This window comes from Pacificoceanicola onchidii, from assembly GCF_004804335.1.
GTDB classification, from domain to species: domain Bacteria; phylum Pseudomonadota; class Alphaproteobacteria; order Rhodobacterales; family Rhodobacteraceae; genus Pacificoceanicola; species Pacificoceanicola onchidii.
On the sequence record NZ_SRXY01000006.1, the window covers coordinates 270,085 to 287,337 of the forward strand.

General features: G+C 63.1%; 18 protein-coding genes and 1 tRNA gene. 10 read left to right on the forward strand and 9 right to left on the reverse strand.

The annotated features are described in order from the left end of the window. Nucleotides 1–76: 76 nt before the first annotated feature. Both E4662_RS16880 and rlmB read right to left on the reverse strand, forming a co-directional pair. Nucleotides 77–397 carry a hypothetical protein gene (locus tag E4662_RS16880; protein ID WP_136442775.1) on the reverse strand — a complete coding sequence of 107 codons (321 nt, stop codon included), beginning with the start codon at nt 395–397 and terminating at the stop codon, nt 77–79. Between the two features lie 31 nt (nt 398–428). Then, the gene (gene rlmB, locus E4662_RS16885) at nt 429–1,202 is read right to left on the reverse strand and encodes a 23S rRNA (guanosine(2251)-2'-O)-methyltransferase RlmB (protein WP_136442776.1); all 774 of its coding nucleotides are present in this window, start codon (nt 1,200–1,202) and stop codon (nt 429–431) included. Between the two features lie 130 nt (nt 1,203–1,332). Here rlmB and E4662_RS24130 point away from each other — a divergent pair. Continuing rightward, nucleotides 1,333–1,416 (forward strand) — tRNA-Tyr (locus tag E4662_RS24130). A 134-nt stretch (nt 1,417–1,550) separates the two neighbouring features. Here E4662_RS24130 and E4662_RS16890 read toward each other — a convergent pair. The 5 genes from E4662_RS16890 to E4662_RS16910 all read right to left on the reverse strand — a co-directional run bounded on the left by E4662_RS16890 (nt 1,551) and on the right by E4662_RS16910 (nt 5,107). Beyond that, nucleotides 1,551–2,066, reverse strand: a complete 516-nt coding sequence (locus tag E4662_RS16890; RefSeq protein WP_136442777.1) for a DoxX family protein — start codon at nt 2,064–2,066, stop codon at nt 1,551–1,553. Then, on the reverse strand, nt 2,063–2,692 hold the full coding sequence (locus E4662_RS16895) for a TetR/AcrR family transcriptional regulator (protein WP_136442778.1): 630 nt from the start codon (nt 2,690–2,692) through the stop codon (nt 2,063–2,065). Before E4662_RS16895 ends, E4662_RS16890 begins: the two co-directional genes overlap by 4 nt. Before the next feature lie 104 nt (nt 2,693–2,796). Beyond that, nucleotides 2,797–4,050: an RNA polymerase sigma factor gene (locus E4662_RS16900; RefSeq protein ID WP_136442779.1), complete on the reverse strand. Its 1,254-nt coding sequence runs from the start codon at nt 4,048–4,050 to the stop codon at nt 2,797–2,799. A 21-nt stretch (nt 4,051–4,071) separates the two neighbouring features. Further along, nucleotides 4,072–4,422 (reverse strand): YciI family protein, encoded by a 351-nt coding sequence (locus E4662_RS16905; RefSeq protein ID WP_136442780.1) that lies wholly within the window; start codon nt 4,420–4,422, stop codon nt 4,072–4,074. 211 nt (nt 4,423–4,633) lie between these two features. Continuing rightward, a complete protein-coding gene (locus E4662_RS16910) occupies nt 4,634–5,107 on the reverse strand; it encodes a Fur family transcriptional regulator (RefSeq protein WP_136442781.1) in 474 nt (157 codons plus the stop codon). Between the two features lie 125 nt (nt 5,108–5,232). Between E4662_RS16910 and E4662_RS16915 the strand changes: the two genes are divergently transcribed. From E4662_RS16915 to E4662_RS16930, 4 genes are all read left to right on the forward strand, one after another. Beyond that, nucleotides 5,233–6,039 carry a TatD family hydrolase gene (locus E4662_RS16915; RefSeq protein WP_136442782.1) on the forward strand — a complete coding sequence of 269 codons (807 nt, stop codon included), beginning with the start codon at nt 5,233–5,235 and terminating at the stop codon, nt 6,037–6,039. Continuing rightward, nucleotides 6,036–6,833 carry an MBL fold metallo-hydrolase gene (locus E4662_RS16920; protein ID WP_136442783.1) on the forward strand — a complete coding sequence of 266 codons (798 nt, stop codon included), beginning with the start codon at nt 6,036–6,038 and terminating at the stop codon, nt 6,831–6,833. The genes E4662_RS16915 and E4662_RS16920 overlap by 4 nt, the downstream gene beginning before the upstream one ends. Before the next feature lie 121 nt (nt 6,834–6,954). After that, nucleotides 6,955–7,890: an AEC family transporter gene (locus tag E4662_RS16925; RefSeq protein ID WP_136442784.1), complete on the forward strand. Its 936-nt coding sequence runs from the start codon at nt 6,955–6,957 to the stop codon at nt 7,888–7,890. A 52-nt stretch (nt 7,891–7,942) separates the two neighbouring features. Further along, nucleotides 7,943–8,854: a LysR family transcriptional regulator gene (locus E4662_RS16930; protein WP_136442785.1), complete on the forward strand. Its 912-nt coding sequence runs from the start codon at nt 7,943–7,945 to the stop codon at nt 8,852–8,854. Here the strand turns inward: E4662_RS16930 and E4662_RS16935 are convergent. Both E4662_RS16935 and E4662_RS16940 read right to left on the reverse strand, forming a co-directional pair. After that, a complete protein-coding gene (locus tag E4662_RS16935; RefSeq protein ID WP_136442786.1) occupies nt 8,849–10,228 on the reverse strand; it encodes a sensor histidine kinase in 1,380 nt (459 codons plus the stop codon). The two genes, E4662_RS16930 and E4662_RS16935, sit on opposite strands and share 6 nt — an antisense overlap. Beyond that, a complete protein-coding gene (locus E4662_RS16940) occupies nt 10,228–10,896 on the reverse strand; it encodes a response regulator transcription factor (protein WP_136442787.1) in 669 nt (222 codons plus the stop codon). Before E4662_RS16940 ends, E4662_RS16935 begins: the two co-directional genes overlap by 1 nt. 156 nt (nt 10,897–11,052) lie before the next feature. Here E4662_RS16940 and E4662_RS16945 point away from each other — a divergent pair, with 156 nt between their 5' ends. From E4662_RS16945 to E4662_RS16965, 5 genes are all read left to right on the forward strand, one after another. Further along, nucleotides 11,053–12,141 (forward strand): type 2 periplasmic-binding domain-containing protein, encoded by a 1,089-nt coding sequence (locus E4662_RS16945; RefSeq protein ID WP_136442788.1) that lies wholly within the window; start codon nt 11,053–11,055, stop codon nt 12,139–12,141. Nucleotides 12,142–12,238: 97 nt separating this feature from the next. Continuing rightward, a complete protein-coding gene (locus tag E4662_RS16950) occupies nt 12,239–14,269 on the forward strand; it encodes a tripartite tricarboxylate transporter permease (protein ID WP_136442789.1) in 2,031 nt (676 codons plus the stop codon). Further along, nucleotides 14,266–15,327, forward strand: a complete 1,062-nt coding sequence (locus tag E4662_RS16955; protein ID WP_206080305.1) for an isocitrate/isopropylmalate dehydrogenase family protein — start codon at nt 14,266–14,268, stop codon at nt 15,325–15,327. Before E4662_RS16950 ends, E4662_RS16955 begins: the two co-directional genes overlap by 4 nt. Next, the gene (locus E4662_RS16960; protein WP_136442790.1) at nt 15,324–16,421 is read left to right on the forward strand and encodes a 4-oxalomesaconate tautomerase; all 1,098 of its coding nucleotides are present in this window, start codon (nt 15,324–15,326) and stop codon (nt 16,419–16,421) included. Before E4662_RS16955 ends, E4662_RS16960 begins: the two co-directional genes overlap by 4 nt. Continuing rightward, nucleotides 16,418–17,236: a universal stress protein gene (locus E4662_RS16965; protein WP_136442791.1), complete on the forward strand. Its 819-nt coding sequence runs from the start codon at nt 16,418–16,420 to the stop codon at nt 17,234–17,236. Before E4662_RS16960 ends, E4662_RS16965 begins: the two co-directional genes overlap by 4 nt. Nucleotides 17,237–17,253: the final 17 nt, after the last annotated feature.

A 17,253-nucleotide genomic window follows, 5' to 3' on the forward strand; every position in this document is an offset into this window, starting at 1 on the left:
GGGCCTCCCTTGTCTCAAACTTGACCGGGAAATACGCGACGGGACGGACAAAGGCCAGAGGGGAAGCGCGGCGTGATCAGTCGAAGATATCTTCGATCAGATCAAATGCCTCTTCGAAGAGAGAGCGGCCAAGGCTCTTTTTCTTCTTTTTCTTCTTGTATCCGGCTTTGTGCGGTTTCTCCCAACCGGCCCCGGACTGCCCGTCGGGCCGTGACTTGCCCTTCTTGCCCTTGCGCGGCTGACTGTGCAGCATCGGGTCGGCAGAACCGGATTTGAGGGACTTCATATTGTGCAAAGGCGCGCCACAGCTGGAACACACCAACTCGTGGCGTTCCTTGTCCAGAACCAGCGCAGCTCGGGTGCCGCAGTAACAGCAAGTCGCGATTTTTGTAGCCATGGGCGGAAGATGGCCTTCAATGAGCGGGATTTCAACCGCGCACTGCGTAAAGCGCAACCGCCGCGGCATTTGAGACATTGAGCGAGCCAAACGCGCCCTGCGCCTCGATTTTCACGAGACTGTCGACAGTCTCCTTGGTCTTGGCCCGAAGCCCCGGCCCTTCTGCGCCAAGCACCAGCGCGATGGCGCGGTCCCGCAGACCCTCAACCGCCTCTTCGACCGTCTTTTCGGCTTCGCCGTCGAGGCCAAGCACGATGTAGCCCATCTTCTGCAGAGCAACGATCGTATCCGACAGGTTACGCTCGCGCAGGTAAGGCTGTCGCTCCAGCGCGCCGCTGGCGGTCTTGGCCAGCGCCCCGGTTTCCGGCGCGGAGTGATGGCGCGTGCCGATCACGGCCCGTGCCCCCAAGACCTCCGCCGAGCGCAGAATCGCGCCGACGTTATGCGGATCGCTGACCCGGTCCAGCAGGATGAGCCTTGCAGGCCCCTCACCCAGAGCCACGTCTTCAAGCGTGCCCCAGTTCAACGGCTTCACTTCAAGCGCGGCGCCCTGATGCACGGATTGCGGGTCAATCGGCGCTTTGAAGCTGCGCGGGTCCTGGATTTCCGGCTCCATCCCGGATTCCTTGACCGCGTCCTCCAGCTTGATCGCCGCATTGGGCGTCAGAATCAGGCGCAGTTTCTCCCGGCGCGGGTTCAGAAGCGCATCGCGCACCGCGTGATGACCAAACAGCCAGACGGTTTCAGCCGCGCTGGCCTTCTTCGCCTGTTCCTTTTCCACCACCCACTTCGGTTTCTTCGCCATGATACCACGCCTTTTTCCAACCTGCGCCTGTTCGCACGGAGCGCTTGTCGGGGGCAAGGATTTTTCCTGTTGACGCCCGCTTGCAGGGCTATTAAACGCCCCCTCACGCCGGATGTTTCCGGCGCCCGGTGGGCGACAGGCCGCAAGGTGTGGCAGGGGACTGTAACTCCCTCGAGGCGACTCACGCCTGGTTCGATTCCAGGGTCGCCCACCATTTTTCCAAAACAGAACAACGACGCAAAGCAAGCCTTTTTTGGCTGATGTCCCGATGTGTCAGCGCGTGCTGCGCGGCAAAAAAGGCACCGCCCGATGGAGCGATGCCTATGATTTTCCGCAGTTTAATTCGTCTCAGCCTTTTGAGACCAGGGAAGCCCGGTGTCCGAACTGCGGCATGGCCAGTTGCGCAAACTCCCCGCGCAGCACAAACCAATAACCCCAGAAGATCAAAACGGCCTGCAATGGCACACGGACCAACAGGTAGACCGGTCCCCACTGATGCCCGCCCGGTCCGACGCCGTTCATCGCGGCGTAGATGTTTCCGGGAAAGAACAGGATCAGCACCGCGATACAGCCAAGACCCGCGTAGACCCGCGTCGTCTTGGGCAAGAGCGCCAGAGCAAGCGCGGCTTCCAGAACGCCCGTGGCATAGACAAGCCCCGTCCGCGCAGGGACAAAGTCCGGCAGCATGGCGACCATTTCATCGGTGATGATGAAATGCCCAACCGAAAAGAAGGCGAATGCCGCAGAATACCCGAGCAGTGCACCCTGCCGAATGCCGCCAGCTGCCGAGGTCACGCGCGCGATCAAAGCGGCGATCAGCGTCGGGACAAGCAGAATGGTCAATACGATGAGTGGCGTGATCATTGCTGATCTCCTTTTGAAAAACTGTGTGGCGAAAAACACCCGACGAGACGCCGGGCGATGTCTTCCGGCGCTTCATCCGGGGACAGGGTTTGCAGGCGGCCATCGGTTGCCAGCAGCGCGAGGCCTTCGACAAAACTCCACGCCGCCATGCAGGCGTCCTTCCGCGCGGTCTCTGTCTCCTCGGGCAGGCAGCCGTCGACCACGGAGGCCAGCGCGCCATAGGTCGCCGCGCGCGCCTCTTGCAACGCGCCCGCGTCCGGCCCGGTCCAATACTCTGGTTGCCGCATCAGCGCGAAAAGCTGCGGCTTTTCGAGCGCAAAGAGCACGTAGGCCGTGCCAATGCCCGCGAGCTTGTCCGGATAGGTGCCCGCCGCCTCAGAGGCTGTGTTCAAAGCCATATTGAGTTGGCGAAAACCCCGTTCCGCGACGGCAGTGAGCAAGGCCTGCGCATCCCGAAAGTGGTGATAAGGCGCGCCGCTCGACACGTTCACCTCACCGGCAACGGCGCGCAGCGAAAACCCCTTTACCCCGTTCTGCTCGACCCGGCGCACCGCCCCGTCAACCAGCGCCTGCTTCAGGTCGCCGTGATGATAGGTTTTGCTCTTTTCCTTGCTGGTCTTTGCCATGTTGCCCTCGAATCTGAACGCCGCTTAGATAGAGCGCGATCTAAGCGGTGTAAAGATGAAAGAGTCGAAAACCCCGAAAACTAGCAGCCTGCCTGCCCGCGTGGTTACATCACGCGAACCCGGCTGGCCTTTTCCAGCAGGAACGTCTTTTCCGAAAGATTGTCAGACAACTCCGCCGCCCTTTCATACCGGGCCTTTGCCTCAATCGGCATTCCAGCCCGTTCCAGAACATCCCCCAGCGCCGCATGATAGGGTTGGTAGTCCTGAATTTTTGCTTCCGCGCCAAGCGCTTCGAGCATGTCGAGCGCCTTTTCCGGCCCAAAAGCATACGACACCGCCACCGCCTGATTGAGACGCACGACCAAGGACGGTTGATGCGCATGGAGCAGATCGTAGAGCGCCGCGATTTCGCGCCAGTCGGTTTCTTCCCAGGTTTCGCTTTGGGCGTGGACCGCGCTGATCGCAGCCTGAAGCTGATACGGGCCGATGCGGAGTTTCGGCAAGCAGTGTTCCAGAATCTGCACCCCTTCCGCGATCTTGCCCCGGCTCCATCTCCGCCTGTTCTGCTTCTCCAGCGGTACAAACCCGCCCTCCGAACAAAGCCGCGTCTCCCGGCGGGAATCGTGCAGGAGCATGAGCGCCAGAAGCCCCGCGGTTTCCGTGTGGTCCGGCACAAGCCCCCCCAAAATCCGGGCAAGGCGGATGGCCTCATCGGACAGCTCCTGCCGGTGCAGGCTGTCTCCTTTGGTGGCCGAATAGCCTTCGTTGAAAATCAGGTAGATCACCCGCAGAACCGAGCCGATGCGTGCCTCAAGCTCCGAACGATCTGGGATGTCATACGGGATCTTATCCTGCGCGATCTTTTTCTTCGCGCGGGAGATGCGCCGCTGCATGGCCTCCCCAGTATCCAGAAAGGCGCTGGCGATCTCATCCGTTGTCAGCCCGCCAAGCGTGCGCAGGGTCAGCGCAACCTGATCCTTCTGCGCCAATACCGGATGGCAACAGGTCAGGATCATCTCCAGACGCTTATCCGGAATGGCCTCCAGCATGGTCTCATCCAGCGTTCCGTTCTCAAGATCGAGCAGGTAGGAAATCTCGGGCTGTTTGGCGGCAAAGTTCTGATCGCGCCTGAGCCGATCCAGCGCCTTGCGCCGCGCCACCGTGATCAGCCACCCCGCCGGAGAGCGGGGCAAGCCGTTGTTAAGCCAATGCTCCATCGCCGAGACGATGGCCTCCTGAAGGCAGTCTTCGGCAAGCTGGAAATCCCCCAGCCCGCCAACCAAAGCCGACAGGATACGCCCCCATTCCTCCCGAACAGTCCGTTCAATGATCACATCGGGCGAGGCGGATGGCAGCATGGGTCAGACTGGAAATCCGGTTCAGTCAAAGACCATCACGGGCCGCACTTCGATGCGCCCATGATCGGCGGTGGGAATTTGCGCCGCATATTTCACCGCTTCATCCAGATCGGCGCAGTCAAGAATATAGAACCCGCCAAGCTGCTCTTTTGTTTCGGCAAAAGGGCCATCAATGGTTTCGGTCTTGCCGGATCGCACGGACACGGTTGTTGCGGTTTCAACGCCCTGCAGGGCCTCCCCGCCAATGAACTTGCCATCGTCTTTCACCTTCTGGGTGTAGTCCGCATAGGCCTGAAGATAGCCGCCAAACTCGGGCGAGCCGGGCTGTGGGCCAGCGTTCGGGGTCGAGTAGATGAGGCAGACAAATTGCATGGTGTGTTCCTTTTCCAAACCAGAAGCACCGCGCTCCTGTACCCTCCAGACGAACGGGAAAGACGCAGACCGACACGACCTGACGAAAAAAATGACCCGCACCAAAAAAAATCGGCAAAACCGGTTTGCCGGATCGCTAGGAAGGAGTTTTGTGCAAAGCGGCGCACCCGTCAACGCCCGCGCCGCGTCTTTCACTGCCAGCGCTGCGCGCCTACTGCGGCAGGCATTGCGGGCACTGGCCCTCGACCTCGATCAGAATCCGCTCGGCCTTGAACCCATGCGCCAGCGCAGCGTCACGCACCGCATCGCGCGCGGCGATACCCGGCGCTTCGGCCACCGCAGAGCACGCGCGGCAGATCAGGAAAATCGGCGCGTGGTTTTCGCCGGGGTGCGCACAGGCGATAAAGGCATTCAGCTGTTCGATGCGATGCACAAACCCATGTTTGACCAGAAAATCCAGCGCCCGGTAGGCCACAGGCGGCTGCGAGCCAAGCCCGGCATCCCGCAGATGCTCAAGCACCTCGTAAGCTCCCATGGCACGATGTTCAGCCAGCAGCACCGCAAGCGCCTTTTCCCGCACTTTGGTCAGTTGCAGCCCCTGTTCGGCGCAGGCCTTGCGCGCGGTCTCAAGGCCAGAAGCGATACAGGTGTCGTGATCGTGATGCGAAAATCCCTTGGCCACCATGCTTCGCTTCCCTGCTTTTCCTGCCTCTTGGGTCTTTGATAGATATGGCGGATCGGCTGATGCCACAAGCCTGCCTTGACCCGCCCCGCCCCCACCGATACCTCCAAGGCATCAAAGGATGTTTCATGACCAAGATCACCGACAGCCACTGCCACCTCGATTTCCCGAATTTCGACGAGACCCGTCCCGAAGTCATTGCCCGGGCGCAGGAAGCGGGTGTGCACAGGATGGTCACGATCTGCACCAAGACCCAGAACCTGCCCGCCGTGCGCGCGATTGCCGAAGCCAATGATCCGGTGTTCTTCGCCTATGGCGTGCACCCGATGAGCGTGGCCGACCAGCCTCTGGTCAGCGTGGATCACCTTGTGGACGCGGCGCAGCATCCCAAGATGGTCGGCATCGGCGAGAGCGGTCTGGATTATCACTACACCGCCAACAGCGCCAAGGCGCAGAAAACCTCCCTGCGGGTTCACATCGAAGCGGCACAGGAAACCGGCCTGCCGCTGATCATCCACGCGCGCGCCGCCGATGATGACATGGCGGCAATCCTGTCCGAGGGATACCGCGCCAAGCCCTATACCTGCGTGATGCACTGTTTCTCGTCCTCGGCGGAACTGGCGAAGGCCGCGCTTGATCTGGGCTTTTACCTGTCTATGTCCGGCATCGCCGCCTTCCCCAAGTCGAAGGAACTGCGCGAGATCTTCGCCGCCGCCCCGCTTGAGCGTATTCTGGTCGAGACCGACAGCCCCTACCTCGCACCGCCGCCCTATCGCGGGCGCGAGAACGAGCCATCCTATGTGGTGCACACCGCAAAGGTCGGCGCAGAGACCTTTGGCCTGAGCTACGAGGACTTCGCCGCCGCGACAGAAGCCAACTTCGACCGCCTCTTCGCCAAGGCCGCAGCCTGGCCCGCCGCTCGGGCCGCCGAATGAGCGAACTGCGCTACACCATTCTGGGCTGCGGCTCGTCCGGTGGCGTGCCCCGTCTCGGCGGACACTGGGGCGATTGCGACCCGGCCAACCCAAAGAACCGTCGCCGCCGCTGCTCGCTTCTGGTGGAACGGGACGGCGAAGGCGGCACGACCCGCGTGCTGATCGACACAGGGCCGGACATGCGCGACCAACTGCTCTCTGCGGGTGTCGGCACGCTGGACGGGGTCGCCTGGACCCATAGCCATGCCGATCACCTGCATGGTCTGGATGACCTGCGCCAGATCGTCTTCAACATGCGCGACCGGTTGAATGTCTGGGCCGATGGCGACACCCAGAACGAGCTGATTTCCCGCTTCGGCTATGCCTTTGTCCAACCCAAGGGCTCCCCCTACCCGCCGATCCTGAACCTGCACACCATCAGCGGCCCGTTCGAGATCGACGGGCCCGGCGGGCCGATCCCGCTTGCGCCCTTTACGGTGAACCACGGCAGCATCGACGCGCTTGGCTTCCGCATTGGCCGCGTGGCCTATTTGCCGGATGTGATCACCATTCCGGACGAAAGCTGGCCCCTGCTCGCCGACCTCGACTGCTGGATCGTCGACGCGCTGCGCCGCACGCCCCATCCCACCCATGCGCACCTCGATCTCGCATTGGAATGGATCGCGCGGGCCAAGCCGAAAACCGCCGTGCTCACCAACATGCACATCGACCTCGACTACGAGACCGTCCGCAACGAGACCGCCGCCCATATCGAACCCGCCTACGACGGCATGATCCTGACCCATCCTCTTTGAGCCTCGGGCAAAGGCCTCGCGCGGCCCTGTTTCTTTGTGCTTAAAATATCCCCGCCGGAGGCTCCGGCCTTTCCACACGCGCTGACGCGCACCCAAAAAAAGCCTACCGAAAGCCGCCCGCATGCAGGCCCTCCTGGACGTCATTCTTCCCGTCTTCCTCGTCATCGGCGCTGGCTATGCCGCGGTCTGGAAAGGCGGCTTTTCGGAAAGCGCCGTCGACGGGCTGATGAAGTTCACCCAGAATTTCGCCATCCCCTGCCTGCTCTTTCGCGCGATCTGGACTTTGGATCTCGGCCCGGACTTCAACCCGTGGCTTCTGGTCTCTTTCTACTCCGGCTCCGCCACCGGGTTCACCGCAGGCCTGTTGGGCGCGCGTTACCTGTTCAAGCGCGACTGGGAAGACAGCATCGCCATCGGCTTTTGCTGCCTCTTCGCCAATTCGGTGATGATCGGCCTCGCCATGACCGAACGCGCCTATGGCGTCTCGGCGCTGGAAGCCAACTACATCATCGTCGCGGTGCATTCCCCCTTCTGCTACGGCATCGGCATCACCGCCATGGAAATCGCCCGGGCCAAGGCAAAGGGCGCGCCGGCGCGGGACCTGCCCGCGAAGGTGCTCGGCGCAATGTTCCGTAATGCGCTGGTCATCGGCATCGGCCTTGGCGTGATCGCGAACCTCAGCAATATCACCCTGCCCACCCCGGTCACCGATGCGCTCGACATGATGATCCGGGCGGCGCTGCCCGCTGCGCTTTTCGGCATGGGCGGCGTTTTGTGCCGGTACAAGCCGCAAGGCGATTTCCGTGTGATCGCCTATATCTGTGCGATTTCGTTGATCCTCCACCCGACAATCACCTGGACGCTTGGAACCCTGTCTGGCCTGTCCACACAGGCCTTCCGCTCCGCGGTCCTGACCGCGGCCATGGCGCCTGGTATCAATGCCTATGTCTTTGCCAGCATGTACGGCCGCGCCCAGCGCGTCGCGGCGTCCAGCGTTCTGATCGCAACGGGTTTGTCCGTCCTGACCGCATGGGTCTGGCTGTCGCTTCTGCCTTGACCGCAACAGCGATTAATTTGACGAGGCGTCTAGTTTCGCCAATTATTGCGCCATGAGCATCAACTACGATTTTGGCGATCTCGAAGCCTTTCTGGCGGTTCACGAAACCGGCTCGTTCCATGCGGCGGCGGAGCGGTTGAACCTGTCGCAATCCGCCGTCACCCGGCGTATTCGCAAGCTTGAAGAGGCGCTGGACAGCCTGCTGTTCGAACGCACAACCCGCGCCGTCAAACCAACCCTCGCGGCCAAGCGCCTGCGGGCGCGGGCCGAGGCGATCCTCGAAGACGCCCGGGAAACCGCCCGCGCGATGCGCGATGAGACGGTCGCCTTTGCGCATCAGCGCAACGCCATCATCACCGTGGCGACCATTCCCACGGTTCTTTCCGGCTTGCTCAACGAAGCGATCCGGGCCCTGCCGGAAAGCGGCGCGCAACCGCGCCTGCGCCTGCTTGACCTGCCTGCCAATGACGTGGCCGAAGCGGTGGCGCAGGGAGAGGCGGATTTCGGGATCTGCTCGATTCCCACGCTGGAGCCGCAGACCGCGTTCGAGCTGTTGTTTCACGACCCTTTGGTGCTGACCCTGCCTGCCGGGCACGCCTTGGGTCAGGAACAGGACATGACATGGGATCAATTGCAGGACCTGCCGCTCATCCTTCCCGCGCGGGGCACGGGCAACCGTCTGGTGATCGACGAAGCCATGGCGGCGGCCCATTTGCCACTTGTCTGGACGTACGAGGTTGGCCGCTCTTCCACCGCGCTGTCGTTGGTCCAGGCCGGTCTTGGGGCGGCGCTTTTGCCGCGTTCGGCGATTGGCCCGGCCCAAGTCGAGGTCGCCACACTGAAAACGCCAAGGATCTCCCGCGCCATCGGCCTGCTGTCCCGAACCGGCCAGACAGATACGAAGGTCGCCGCTCAGCTCAAAGCCGCAATCCGCACCGCTGCGTCCCGGATCGAGACCCTATGAACGATCAGCGGCCTGCGCGAGCGGCAGGCGGATTGTCAGGCTGGCCCCGGCATTCACGCGGTCGATGCTCAGGCTACCGCCATGTTTTTCGGAAACCGACTGCGCAATCGCAAGGCCCAGACCGCTGCCATTGGACGGCTCAACCTGACTGAACCGGCGGAAAGCCACCTCTGATTGCTCGGGCGCCAACCCTTTGCCGTCATCGCGGACCGTGACCACCGCATCGCCACCCTCTGCACGCAGATGCACGGAAATCTCGGTCAGCGCGTCGCCGCCGTGTTTCAATGCATTGTCCACAAGGTTCTTGATCGCCTCGGCCAGAAACAGCTTGTCGGCGCGTACCGGCAGGGCTGTGTCCGGCGCATTGAATTCAAACTCAATGCCTTGCAGCAGGATGGTTGGCCCCAGTTCGGCGCAGATCTCGCGCAGGGTTTCGACCAGATCATGGGTCTCATCCGGCAAATCGCCCGCGTTCTGCTGCAGCCGGTCAAGGGACAGAAGCTGATCGGCGATCCGGCCCGAGGCCTTGGCAGCGGTGACAAGATCGGAGAGCCGCGCCCTGCGGGTTTCTTCGGACGGCGCATCGCGCACCGCTTCGGCCATGGATTGCACCGCCGCCGCCGGATTGCGCAGCTGGTGCGCCGCATCCGAGATAAAGACCTTGTGCGCGGTCATACTGGATTCCACCTGCGCAAACAGGCGGTTGAGCGTGCGCACGATGCCCCGCGTTTCATCGGGCACAGCCCGTTTGATCCGGCTGAGGTCATCTGGCGAGCGAATGTCGATGGCATCCTGCAAATCGATCAGCGGGCGCAGACCGAGGCTGACCCCGAACCAGACCACCAGCGCCAGCGTCACAAGCAGTGCCCCGATCAATGTTGCGGCCCGCAGTGCCAGTTGGCGGGCAAAGACAGCCCTGTCGGCCAGCCGTTGCCATGCGGTGATGGTTGCATCTCCGCTCAATTCGTCCTGCGTGATGCGTTCGGTGATCCGCACCACCTGCACGCCTTCATCGCGATAGACAGAGCGAAAGAACTGCGGCGCATAGGGGCTGGATTCGCTGTTTGCCGGGGTGCTTGGCGGATAGGCATAGCCGGTGATGTAGATCCCCCCCGGCCCGGTGACATGGTAGAACACATCCCCACCGGAAATGTCGCTGATCAGATCGCTGGTGGCCGGTGAAAGCAGGTCCCCGTCGGAGACCGCCACGTCCCGCGAAATCGCCAGAGCGGCGGCCAGAAGGCTGCGATCAAACAGCTCTTCGGCGGTTTTCTGGGCGGCGTTGAAGCGCCATGCGCCCAAAAGCACCGCCATGAACACCAGCGGGATCAGGATCAGGGCAAACAAGCGCAGCCGGAGCGAGGCGCGGCGCATCAGCTGGTCCGTTCGAGCATGTAACCCAAGCCCCGCGCGGTTCGGATGGTCACGCCATGGTCCGAAAGGCGCTTGCGCAGGCGCGAAACGTGGGGTTCGACGGCGGTTTCTTCGACATCCGCACCGACGCCATAGACATGATCGGTCAGCTGCGCCTTGGACACGATGCGCCCGCGTCGTTCCAGCAGGCATTCGAGGACCGCCAGTTCGCGCCGAGGGATCTCCAAACGTGTACCGCCCGCCGTAACCTGCCGTGCGGCCCGGTCGAACTCCAGTCCGCCCAACGTCTCGCGCGCGCCGTAATCGAGGTTCTTGCGCCGCGACAGAGCACGGATACGCGCCTCCAGCTCATCCATTTCAAACGGCTTCACAAGATAGTCGTCCGCGCCCATATCCAAACCGTTCACCCTGTCGCTGGTCTCGGAGCGGGCCGTCAGCAGGATCACCGGCACCCCGTCTTCGCGCCCCCGGAGCGCGCGCAGCACGTCCAGGCCCGACTGACCTGGCAGGTTGATGTCCAGCACCACAAGATCGGCCCCTTCGCCCGCCAGAAAACGGTCTGCCTCGTCGCCATCGTGCAAAAGATCCACCGCGTGTCCGCGATCGCGCAATCGATAAGCAATTGCCCGTGCAAGGGTTTCATTGTCTTCGACGACGGCAATCCGCATGTGAACTCCGCTCCGGGCAAGGCGCGCGCAAGCTTGGCGCAAGGTTGGCCCTCCATGATCTGCAGATCGGAGGGGGAATCAACCCCTGCAGAATATTTGGCAGCATGGTGGCCCGGAGGACGGTTCCATGTTTGTCTGGTCAACAGGGAGGATCCAATGACCGTTACCCGATTCACACGCCGCGCCGCCTTGGCTATCGCAGCATCCGCCGCCATCGCGGCCCCCGCCAGTGCCGAGGTCGACTTCTCCGGCAAGACAATTGAATGGGTGATCCCGTTCTCCGAGACCGGCGGTTCGGCCAAATGGGCCAACTTCTTTGCTCCGCTTCTGTCCGAAGAATTGCCCGGCAACCCGACCGTTGTCGTGAAGTTCATGCCGGGCGCAGGCTCCACCAAGGGCGCAAACTGGTTCCAGAACCAGACCCACGAGGACGGCACGCTGCTGTTCGGCTCGTCCGGCTCGACCCAGTTCCCCTACTTGCTGGGTGATCCGCGCGTGCGTTACGAGTACAAGGACTGGAACGCGGTCATGGCTTCCGGCACCGGCGGTGTGGCCTATCTGAACGCCGAGGACGGCGCGAAGTTTGACGGCTCCGCGAACATGCTCAAGGACACCGATTTCATCTACGGCTCGCAGGGCGCAACCCGCCTTGACCTCGTGCCGCTGCTGGCCTGGAAAATGCTTGGCATGAACGTCGAGCCGGTCTTTGGCATCAAGGGCCGCGGCGATGGCCGCCTGATGTTCGAACGCGGCGAAGCCAACATCGACTACCAGACTTCCTCCGGCTACCTCAAAGGCTCCGCCGAGATGGTCGAGGCTGGTCAGGCCGTGGCGATGATGACCTGGGGTGCGCTCGACGCCGATGGTAACATCGTGCGGGACCCGACCTTCCCGGACATCCCGACCTTCAAGGAAGTCTGCGACGCCACCGATGGCTGCGAAACTTCCGGTGAGGCATGGGATGCGTGGAAAGCCTTCTTCATCTCCGGCTTCCCGGTGCAGAAGCTCGCCTTCCTGCCTGCCGGCACGCCGCAGGACGTGATCGACACCTACACTGCTGCCTTTGAGGCCGTGGTGGCGCGCCCTGACTTCGGTGACATCTCTGCCGCGCGCGTTGGCAAGTACCAGGTGTTCACCGGCGCAGGCGCACAGGATGCGCTCGGCACCGCGACCTCGGTTCCGGATGAGGCCAAGGCCTATGTCACCAACTGGCTTGGTGAAGCCTACGGCGTGACGCTCAAGTAAGCGACCACCCGATTTCGCGCAGGGGCCAGCCCACAAGGCGGCCGGCCCCTGCGCCCCTCTTTCCTCACATTTTCTGAAGACATGAAAGGCGGCTCCCATGGAGGCTTTCGCCACAGCTCTTCCTGCGCTTGGCGAAGCGTGGGCCCTTATCCTGCAACCTATCGTTCTGGGCTACCTTGTCCTTGGCGTCGTGATGGGCCTGGCCGTTGGGGTCTTCCCCGGCCTGGGCGGCATCGCGGGGCTTTCCCTGCTTCTGCCCTTCATGTTCGGCATGGACCCGATCCTCGGCCTTGCCCTGATGATCGGCATGGTGGCCGTGGTTCCCACATCGGACACCTTTGCCAGTGTGCTCATGGGGATACCCGGATCATCCGCGTCACAGGCCACGGTGCTTGACGGCTTTCCCATGGCCAAGAAAGGCGAGGCGGCGCGCGCGCTGTCCGCAGCCTTTTCCAGCTCGCTCTTCGGCGGGCTTGTGGGCGCGACTTTCCTGACCCTGTTCATCCTGGTGGCGCGGCCCATCGTGCTGGCCTTTGGCCTGCCGGAAATGCTGATGATCACGGTTCTGGGCCTGTCCATGGTCGCCGTGCTGGCCGGGCGCTTTGCGCTCAAGGGGCTGGCTGCGGCGGGCCTTGGCATCATGATCGGCACCATCGGCGAGGCGGACGCGGGCGGCAGCCTGCGCATGGCCTCTTATGACATCCCCTACCTGACGGACGGGCTGAAGCTGGTGATCGTTGGTCTTGGCATCTTTGCCGTGCCCGAGATCGTCTCGCTGCTGCGACAGGACCGCTCCATCGCCAAAGGTGCCAGCCTCGGCGCAGGCTGGCTTGACGGGGTGCGCGACTGGTTCGCCAACATCTGGCTTTCGGTGCGCTGCTCCATCATCGGGGTGGTTGTGGGCGTCATCCCCGGCCTTGGCGGCTCGGTTGTCGACTGGATCGCCTACGGCCACAGCGTACAGACCACCAAAGACAAGTCGAACTTCGGCAAAGGCGAAGTGCGCGGCGTGATCGGGCCGGAAAGCTCGAACAACGCCAAGGAAGGCGGCGGGCTTGTCCCCACCCTGCTCTTCGGCATTCCCGGCTCCGGTTCCATGGCGATCTTCATCGGTGCGGTGGCCCTTCTCGGCTCCGGCAACATCGAAGTTGGCCCGGGCATGCTCAAGAACAACCTCGACATCACCTATTCCATCGTCTGGCTTCTGGCGCTGGCGAATGTCGTGGGCACCGTCCTGTGCATCGCGGCCTCTGGCGGCATTGCCAAGCTGACCACCATCCGCTTCACCTACCTCGCGCCGTTCCTGTTCATGCTGATCAGCTTTGCGGCTTTCCAGTCCGGTCAGAACTTCGAAGACCTGCTGGCGCTGTTTGCGATTGGCCTGATCGGCATCTTCCTGCGCCGGTTCGACTGGTCACGACCGGCCTTCCTGATCGGCTTCGTGTTGTCCAACCCGGTCGAGAAGTTCACCAACCAGGCGTTCCAGATCGCGTCCTTCCGCTTCCGCAAGAGCTTTGAGGAAGGCATGGACTACATCTTCAGCCCGATTGTCATCGTGCTGATCCTGATCACGATCGTTTCGGTGGTGCTTGGCATCCGTCAGGCCAAGTCGATCATGGCCGAAGGTGAGGTCAACTCCGGAGCCAAGCGCGCGCCGCTGGTCTTCCTGCTGGTCATCGCGGGTTACTTTGTCATCGCGCTGACCAACGCGGCGCTGATCCCGAACTACAACATGACCGACAAGATCATCCCGCTGGTCATCGGTGGCTTTGCCCTGACATGCTGTCTCATCCTGCTTGTGCAGATGATCCGCCGCCCCGAGGGTGACGCCATCTTCGCCGACAAGGAAGTGGCCGGTGATGACGCCGACGCGCCTTACGGGCTGTGGAGCACGCTGGCGTGGTTCGCAGGGCTGATCGCGGCCACCTGGGTGGTGGGCTTCATCCTCGCGTTGGTGGGCTTCCTGGTCTCCTTCCTGCGGGTGCGGGCCGGGGCAAGCTGGGGTCTGACCCTGCTGCTCACAGCCTGCGGCATCGGCTTCATGTGCCTGATGGCGGGTGTGCTGAACCGCGACTTCCCGCCGGGTCTGCTGCAGGGTGCTGTTGATCTGCCCTGGCCGCTGAAATGAGCCCCTTGCGCGTCCTCTGCCTGCCCGGTGATGGCATCGGGCCGGAGATCAGCGGAGCGACACTGACCGTCTTGCGGCAGGTCGCCCCGCTGATGACCCGGCCTCTGGCGCTCGACACCCAGGAGATCGGCTTTGCCGCTCTGGACGCGCAGGGCACCACAATCCCCGAGGCCGTCGTCACGGCGGCCAAGGCGGCGGATGGGGTCATCCTTGGCCCTGTTTCGCACAATGCCTATCCGCCTGCCTCCGAAGGCGGGCGGAACCCCTCCGGCGTGCTGCGTGTTGCGCTGGACCTTTATGCCAATATCCGGCCCGCGCGCTGTTACGACGGGCTGGAGGCACCAACCCGCAGGCCCTTTGACCTCGTGGTCGCCCGCGAGAACCTCGAAGGGTTCTACGCCGACCGCAACATGCATGAAGGCGGCGGCGAGTTCGCCCCCGTGCCCGGCGTCGCTCTGGCCATGCGCAAGATCACCGAAGCCGGATCACGCCGCATCGCCGAGGCCGCCTTTGCACTGGCCGCCCAGCGCCGAGGCCGGGTCACCGCCATTCACAAGGCAAACGTGATGCGCCTGACCGATGGGCTGTTCCTCCAGGTCTGCCGCGAGATCGCCAGCGCGCATCCCGATATCGTCTATGACGAACTGCTGGTCGATGCCGCCGCGGCGCATCTCGTGCGCCACCCTGACCAATTCGACGTGCTGCTCTGCACCAACATGTTCGGCGATATCCTTTCTGACCTTGCCTCGGAGCTGTCCGGCGGGCTGGGGCTGGCCGGATCGCTGAACCTTGGCGAGACCCATGCGCTTGCCCAGGCCCAACATGGCTCTGCCCCGAGCATCGCCGGGCAGGACCGCGCCAATCCGACCTCGCTGATCCTCTCTGCGGCCATGCTGCTGCGTCACCGCGGAGAGCCTCGCGCCGCAGAGGCCATCGAGACCGCCATCACCCGCGCGCTGGCCAGCCCGGAGAGCCGCACCGCCGATCTTGGCGGCCCGCTTGGAGCCGCCGCCTTCACTGACCTTCTTTGCACCTTCATCGACGAGGCCCACTCATGAGCCAATCCGCTATTCCCTTTGTCTTCATGCGCGGTGGCACCTCGCGCGGCCCGTACTTCCAGCGCGCTGATCTGCCCGAGGATCTTGATACGCTGGCCGAAGTGCTGATCGCAGCGGTGGGCTCCGGCCACGCGCTGAACATCGACGGCATCGGCGGCGGCGCGGCGGTGACCACCAAGGTTGCCATGCTGTCCCGCTCCGACGATGACTGGGCCGATATCGACTATTTCTTTGCACAGGTTTCGGTCGAGGACAGGCTGGTCGATTTCAAGCCGACCTGCGGCAATATCCTCTCCGGGGTCGGCCCTGCCGCCATCGAGATGGGCCTGATCGAGCCGAAGGGCGACGAGACCGAAATCCGCATCCACGCGGTCAACACCGGCGCACGGGTCATTGCGCGGCTTCAGACGCCGGGCGGCCAGCTGACCTATGACGGCGACACAGAAATCGCCGGTGTTCCCGGCAACTCTGCCGCGATCCAGCTGACCTTTATGGGGGTTGTCGGCTCGTCCACGGGGGCGTTCCTGCCGACGGACAACCTGCGGGACGAGATCGACGGCATCGAAGTCACGTGCATGGACGTCGCCATGCCTGTGGTCATCGCCCGCGCCTCGGATTTTGGCCTGACCGGGTACGAAAGCGCCGCTGAACTGGACGACAACAGCGCCTTTTTTGATCGGATGGAAGCGATCCGCATCGAGGCAGGCAAGCGCATGGGCATGGGCGACGTAAGCAAGTCCGTCACTCCGAAGTTTGGCCTTCTGGCCCCGGCAAATGCCGGCGGCACCATCGCCGCGCGTTACTTCATGCCCTGGAAGACCCATCCGACCATGGCCGTGACCGGTGCGCAGTGCCTTGCATCCTGCGCCCTGACACCCGGCTCTGTGGCCGATGGCTTGCTGGAGCGTCCTGACGCCTCCCCGGCCAATGTCGTTCTGGAACACGCCTCCGGCACAATCGACGTGCTGGTGGATTTCACCGCCAACAACAATTTCGCCCTGAATGCCGCCGGTCTCGTGCGCACCGCGCGCAAGCTGGCTGACGGCAACGTCTATGTCCCCGCCCGGATCTGGGCCGGAAAGGAGATCGCATGAGCGTTCACAACATACTCGTCGCTTTCAACGGCGCGGACAGCGCGGTGGACGCGTTGAAATACGCCGCCTCCATGGCCGGAGACCAAGCCCACGTCACGGCACTTCTGGCCCATTCCACGCATGAGGTTGTCAACAGCCGCGCCGCCTGGGTTCCGGCCAAGGCGCGCGAGATCATTGCGCAGGCCAATGAAGACATCCTTGGCGAGGTCGAAACCCGGTTCGAGGCGCTGCGCGGCACGCTTGGTCTTGGCGAGCGGTTGCATTTCCGGCGCGTGGCTGGCCGGGTGGACACCGTCCTTGCCGAAGCCGCCCGCAGCTATGACATGCTGATCATCGGTCAGGACACGTCCGAGGCGGTGGATGATCACGTCAGCCTGCATCCCGACAGGATCTCCCTGCTCAGCGGCCGCCCGATCCTCGTGGTTCCGCACGGCTATGATACCGAGGCGCGCCATACCCATGCCGCTTTGGTCTGGGACGGCAGCCGGGCTGCGGCGCGCGCGCTGTCCGACAGTCTCGGCCTCCTAGAAGAGCAAGGGCGCGTCACCGTGCTGACCCTGACCGAGGACACCTCATCGGATCAGATTGCCCCGGTGATGGAACACCTGCAACGCCATGATGTCAAAGCGGAACACCGCGCGCTCGATCCCACCCCCGGCCCCGCGCGGGCGCTCTTGAGCTGGTGCAAGGACACAGACCCCTGCATGCTGCTGATGGGCGCTCATGAGCATTCCAAATTCCGCGAGGATTTCCTTGGCGGCATCACAACCCGCGTCCTGCGCGACGCGCCCACCCCCGTCCTTCTCTCTCACTAACGCTCAAACGGACCACC

Coding starts and splice junctions, on each gene's coding strand:
- E4662_RS16965 (WP_136442791.1), top strand. CDS start 16,418: ATGAGCGTTCACAACATACTCGTCGCTTTCAACGGCGCGGACAGCGCG.
- E4662_RS16935 (WP_136442786.1), bottom strand. CDS start 10,228: ATGCGCCGCGCCTCGCTCCGGCTGCGCTTGTTTGCCCTGATCCTGATC.
- E4662_RS16925 (WP_136442784.1), top strand. CDS start 6,955: ATGCAGGCCCTCCTGGACGTCATTCTTCCCGTCTTCCTCGTCATCGGC.
- E4662_RS16910 (WP_136442781.1), bottom strand. CDS start 5,107: ATGGTGGCCAAGGGATTTTCGCATCACGATCACGACACCTGTATCGCT.
- E4662_RS16900 (WP_136442779.1), bottom strand. CDS start 4,050: ATGCTGCCATCCGCCTCGCCCGATGTGATCATTGAACGGACTGTTCGG.
- E4662_RS16945 (WP_136442788.1), top strand. CDS start 11,053: ATGACCGTTACCCGATTCACACGCCGCGCCGCCTTGGCTATCGCAGCA.
- E4662_RS16955 (WP_206080305.1), top strand. CDS start 14,266: ATGAGCCCCTTGCGCGTCCTCTGCCTGCCCGGTGATGGCATCGGGCCG.
- rlmB (WP_136442776.1), bottom strand. CDS start 1,202: ATGGCGAAGAAACCGAAGTGGGTGGTGGAAAAGGAACAGGCGAAGAAG.
- E4662_RS16890 (WP_136442777.1), bottom strand. CDS start 2,066: ATGATCACGCCACTCATCGTATTGACCATTCTGCTTGTCCCGACGCTG.
- E4662_RS16880 (WP_136442775.1), bottom strand. CDS start 397: ATGGCTACAAAAATCGCGACTTGCTGTTACTGCGGCACCCGAGCTGCG.
- E4662_RS16960 (WP_136442790.1), top strand. CDS start 15,324: ATGAGCCAATCCGCTATTCCCTTTGTCTTCATGCGCGGTGGCACCTCG.
- E4662_RS16940 (WP_136442787.1), bottom strand. CDS start 10,896: ATGCGGATTGCCGTCGTCGAAGACAATGAAACCCTTGCACGGGCAATT.
- E4662_RS16915 (WP_136442782.1), top strand. CDS start 5,233: ATGACCAAGATCACCGACAGCCACTGCCACCTCGATTTCCCGAATTTC.
- E4662_RS16930 (WP_136442785.1), top strand. CDS start 7,943: ATGAGCATCAACTACGATTTTGGCGATCTCGAAGCCTTTCTGGCGGTT.
- E4662_RS16950 (WP_136442789.1), top strand. CDS start 12,239: ATGGAGGCTTTCGCCACAGCTCTTCCTGCGCTTGGCGAAGCGTGGGCC.
- E4662_RS16895 (WP_136442778.1), bottom strand. CDS start 2,692: ATGGCAAAGACCAGCAAGGAAAAGAGCAAAACCTATCATCACGGCGAC.
- E4662_RS16905 (WP_136442780.1), bottom strand. CDS start 4,422: ATGCAATTTGTCTGCCTCATCTACTCGACCCCGAACGCTGGCCCACAG.
- E4662_RS16920 (WP_136442783.1), top strand. CDS start 6,036: ATGAGCGAACTGCGCTACACCATTCTGGGCTGCGGCTCGTCCGGTGGC.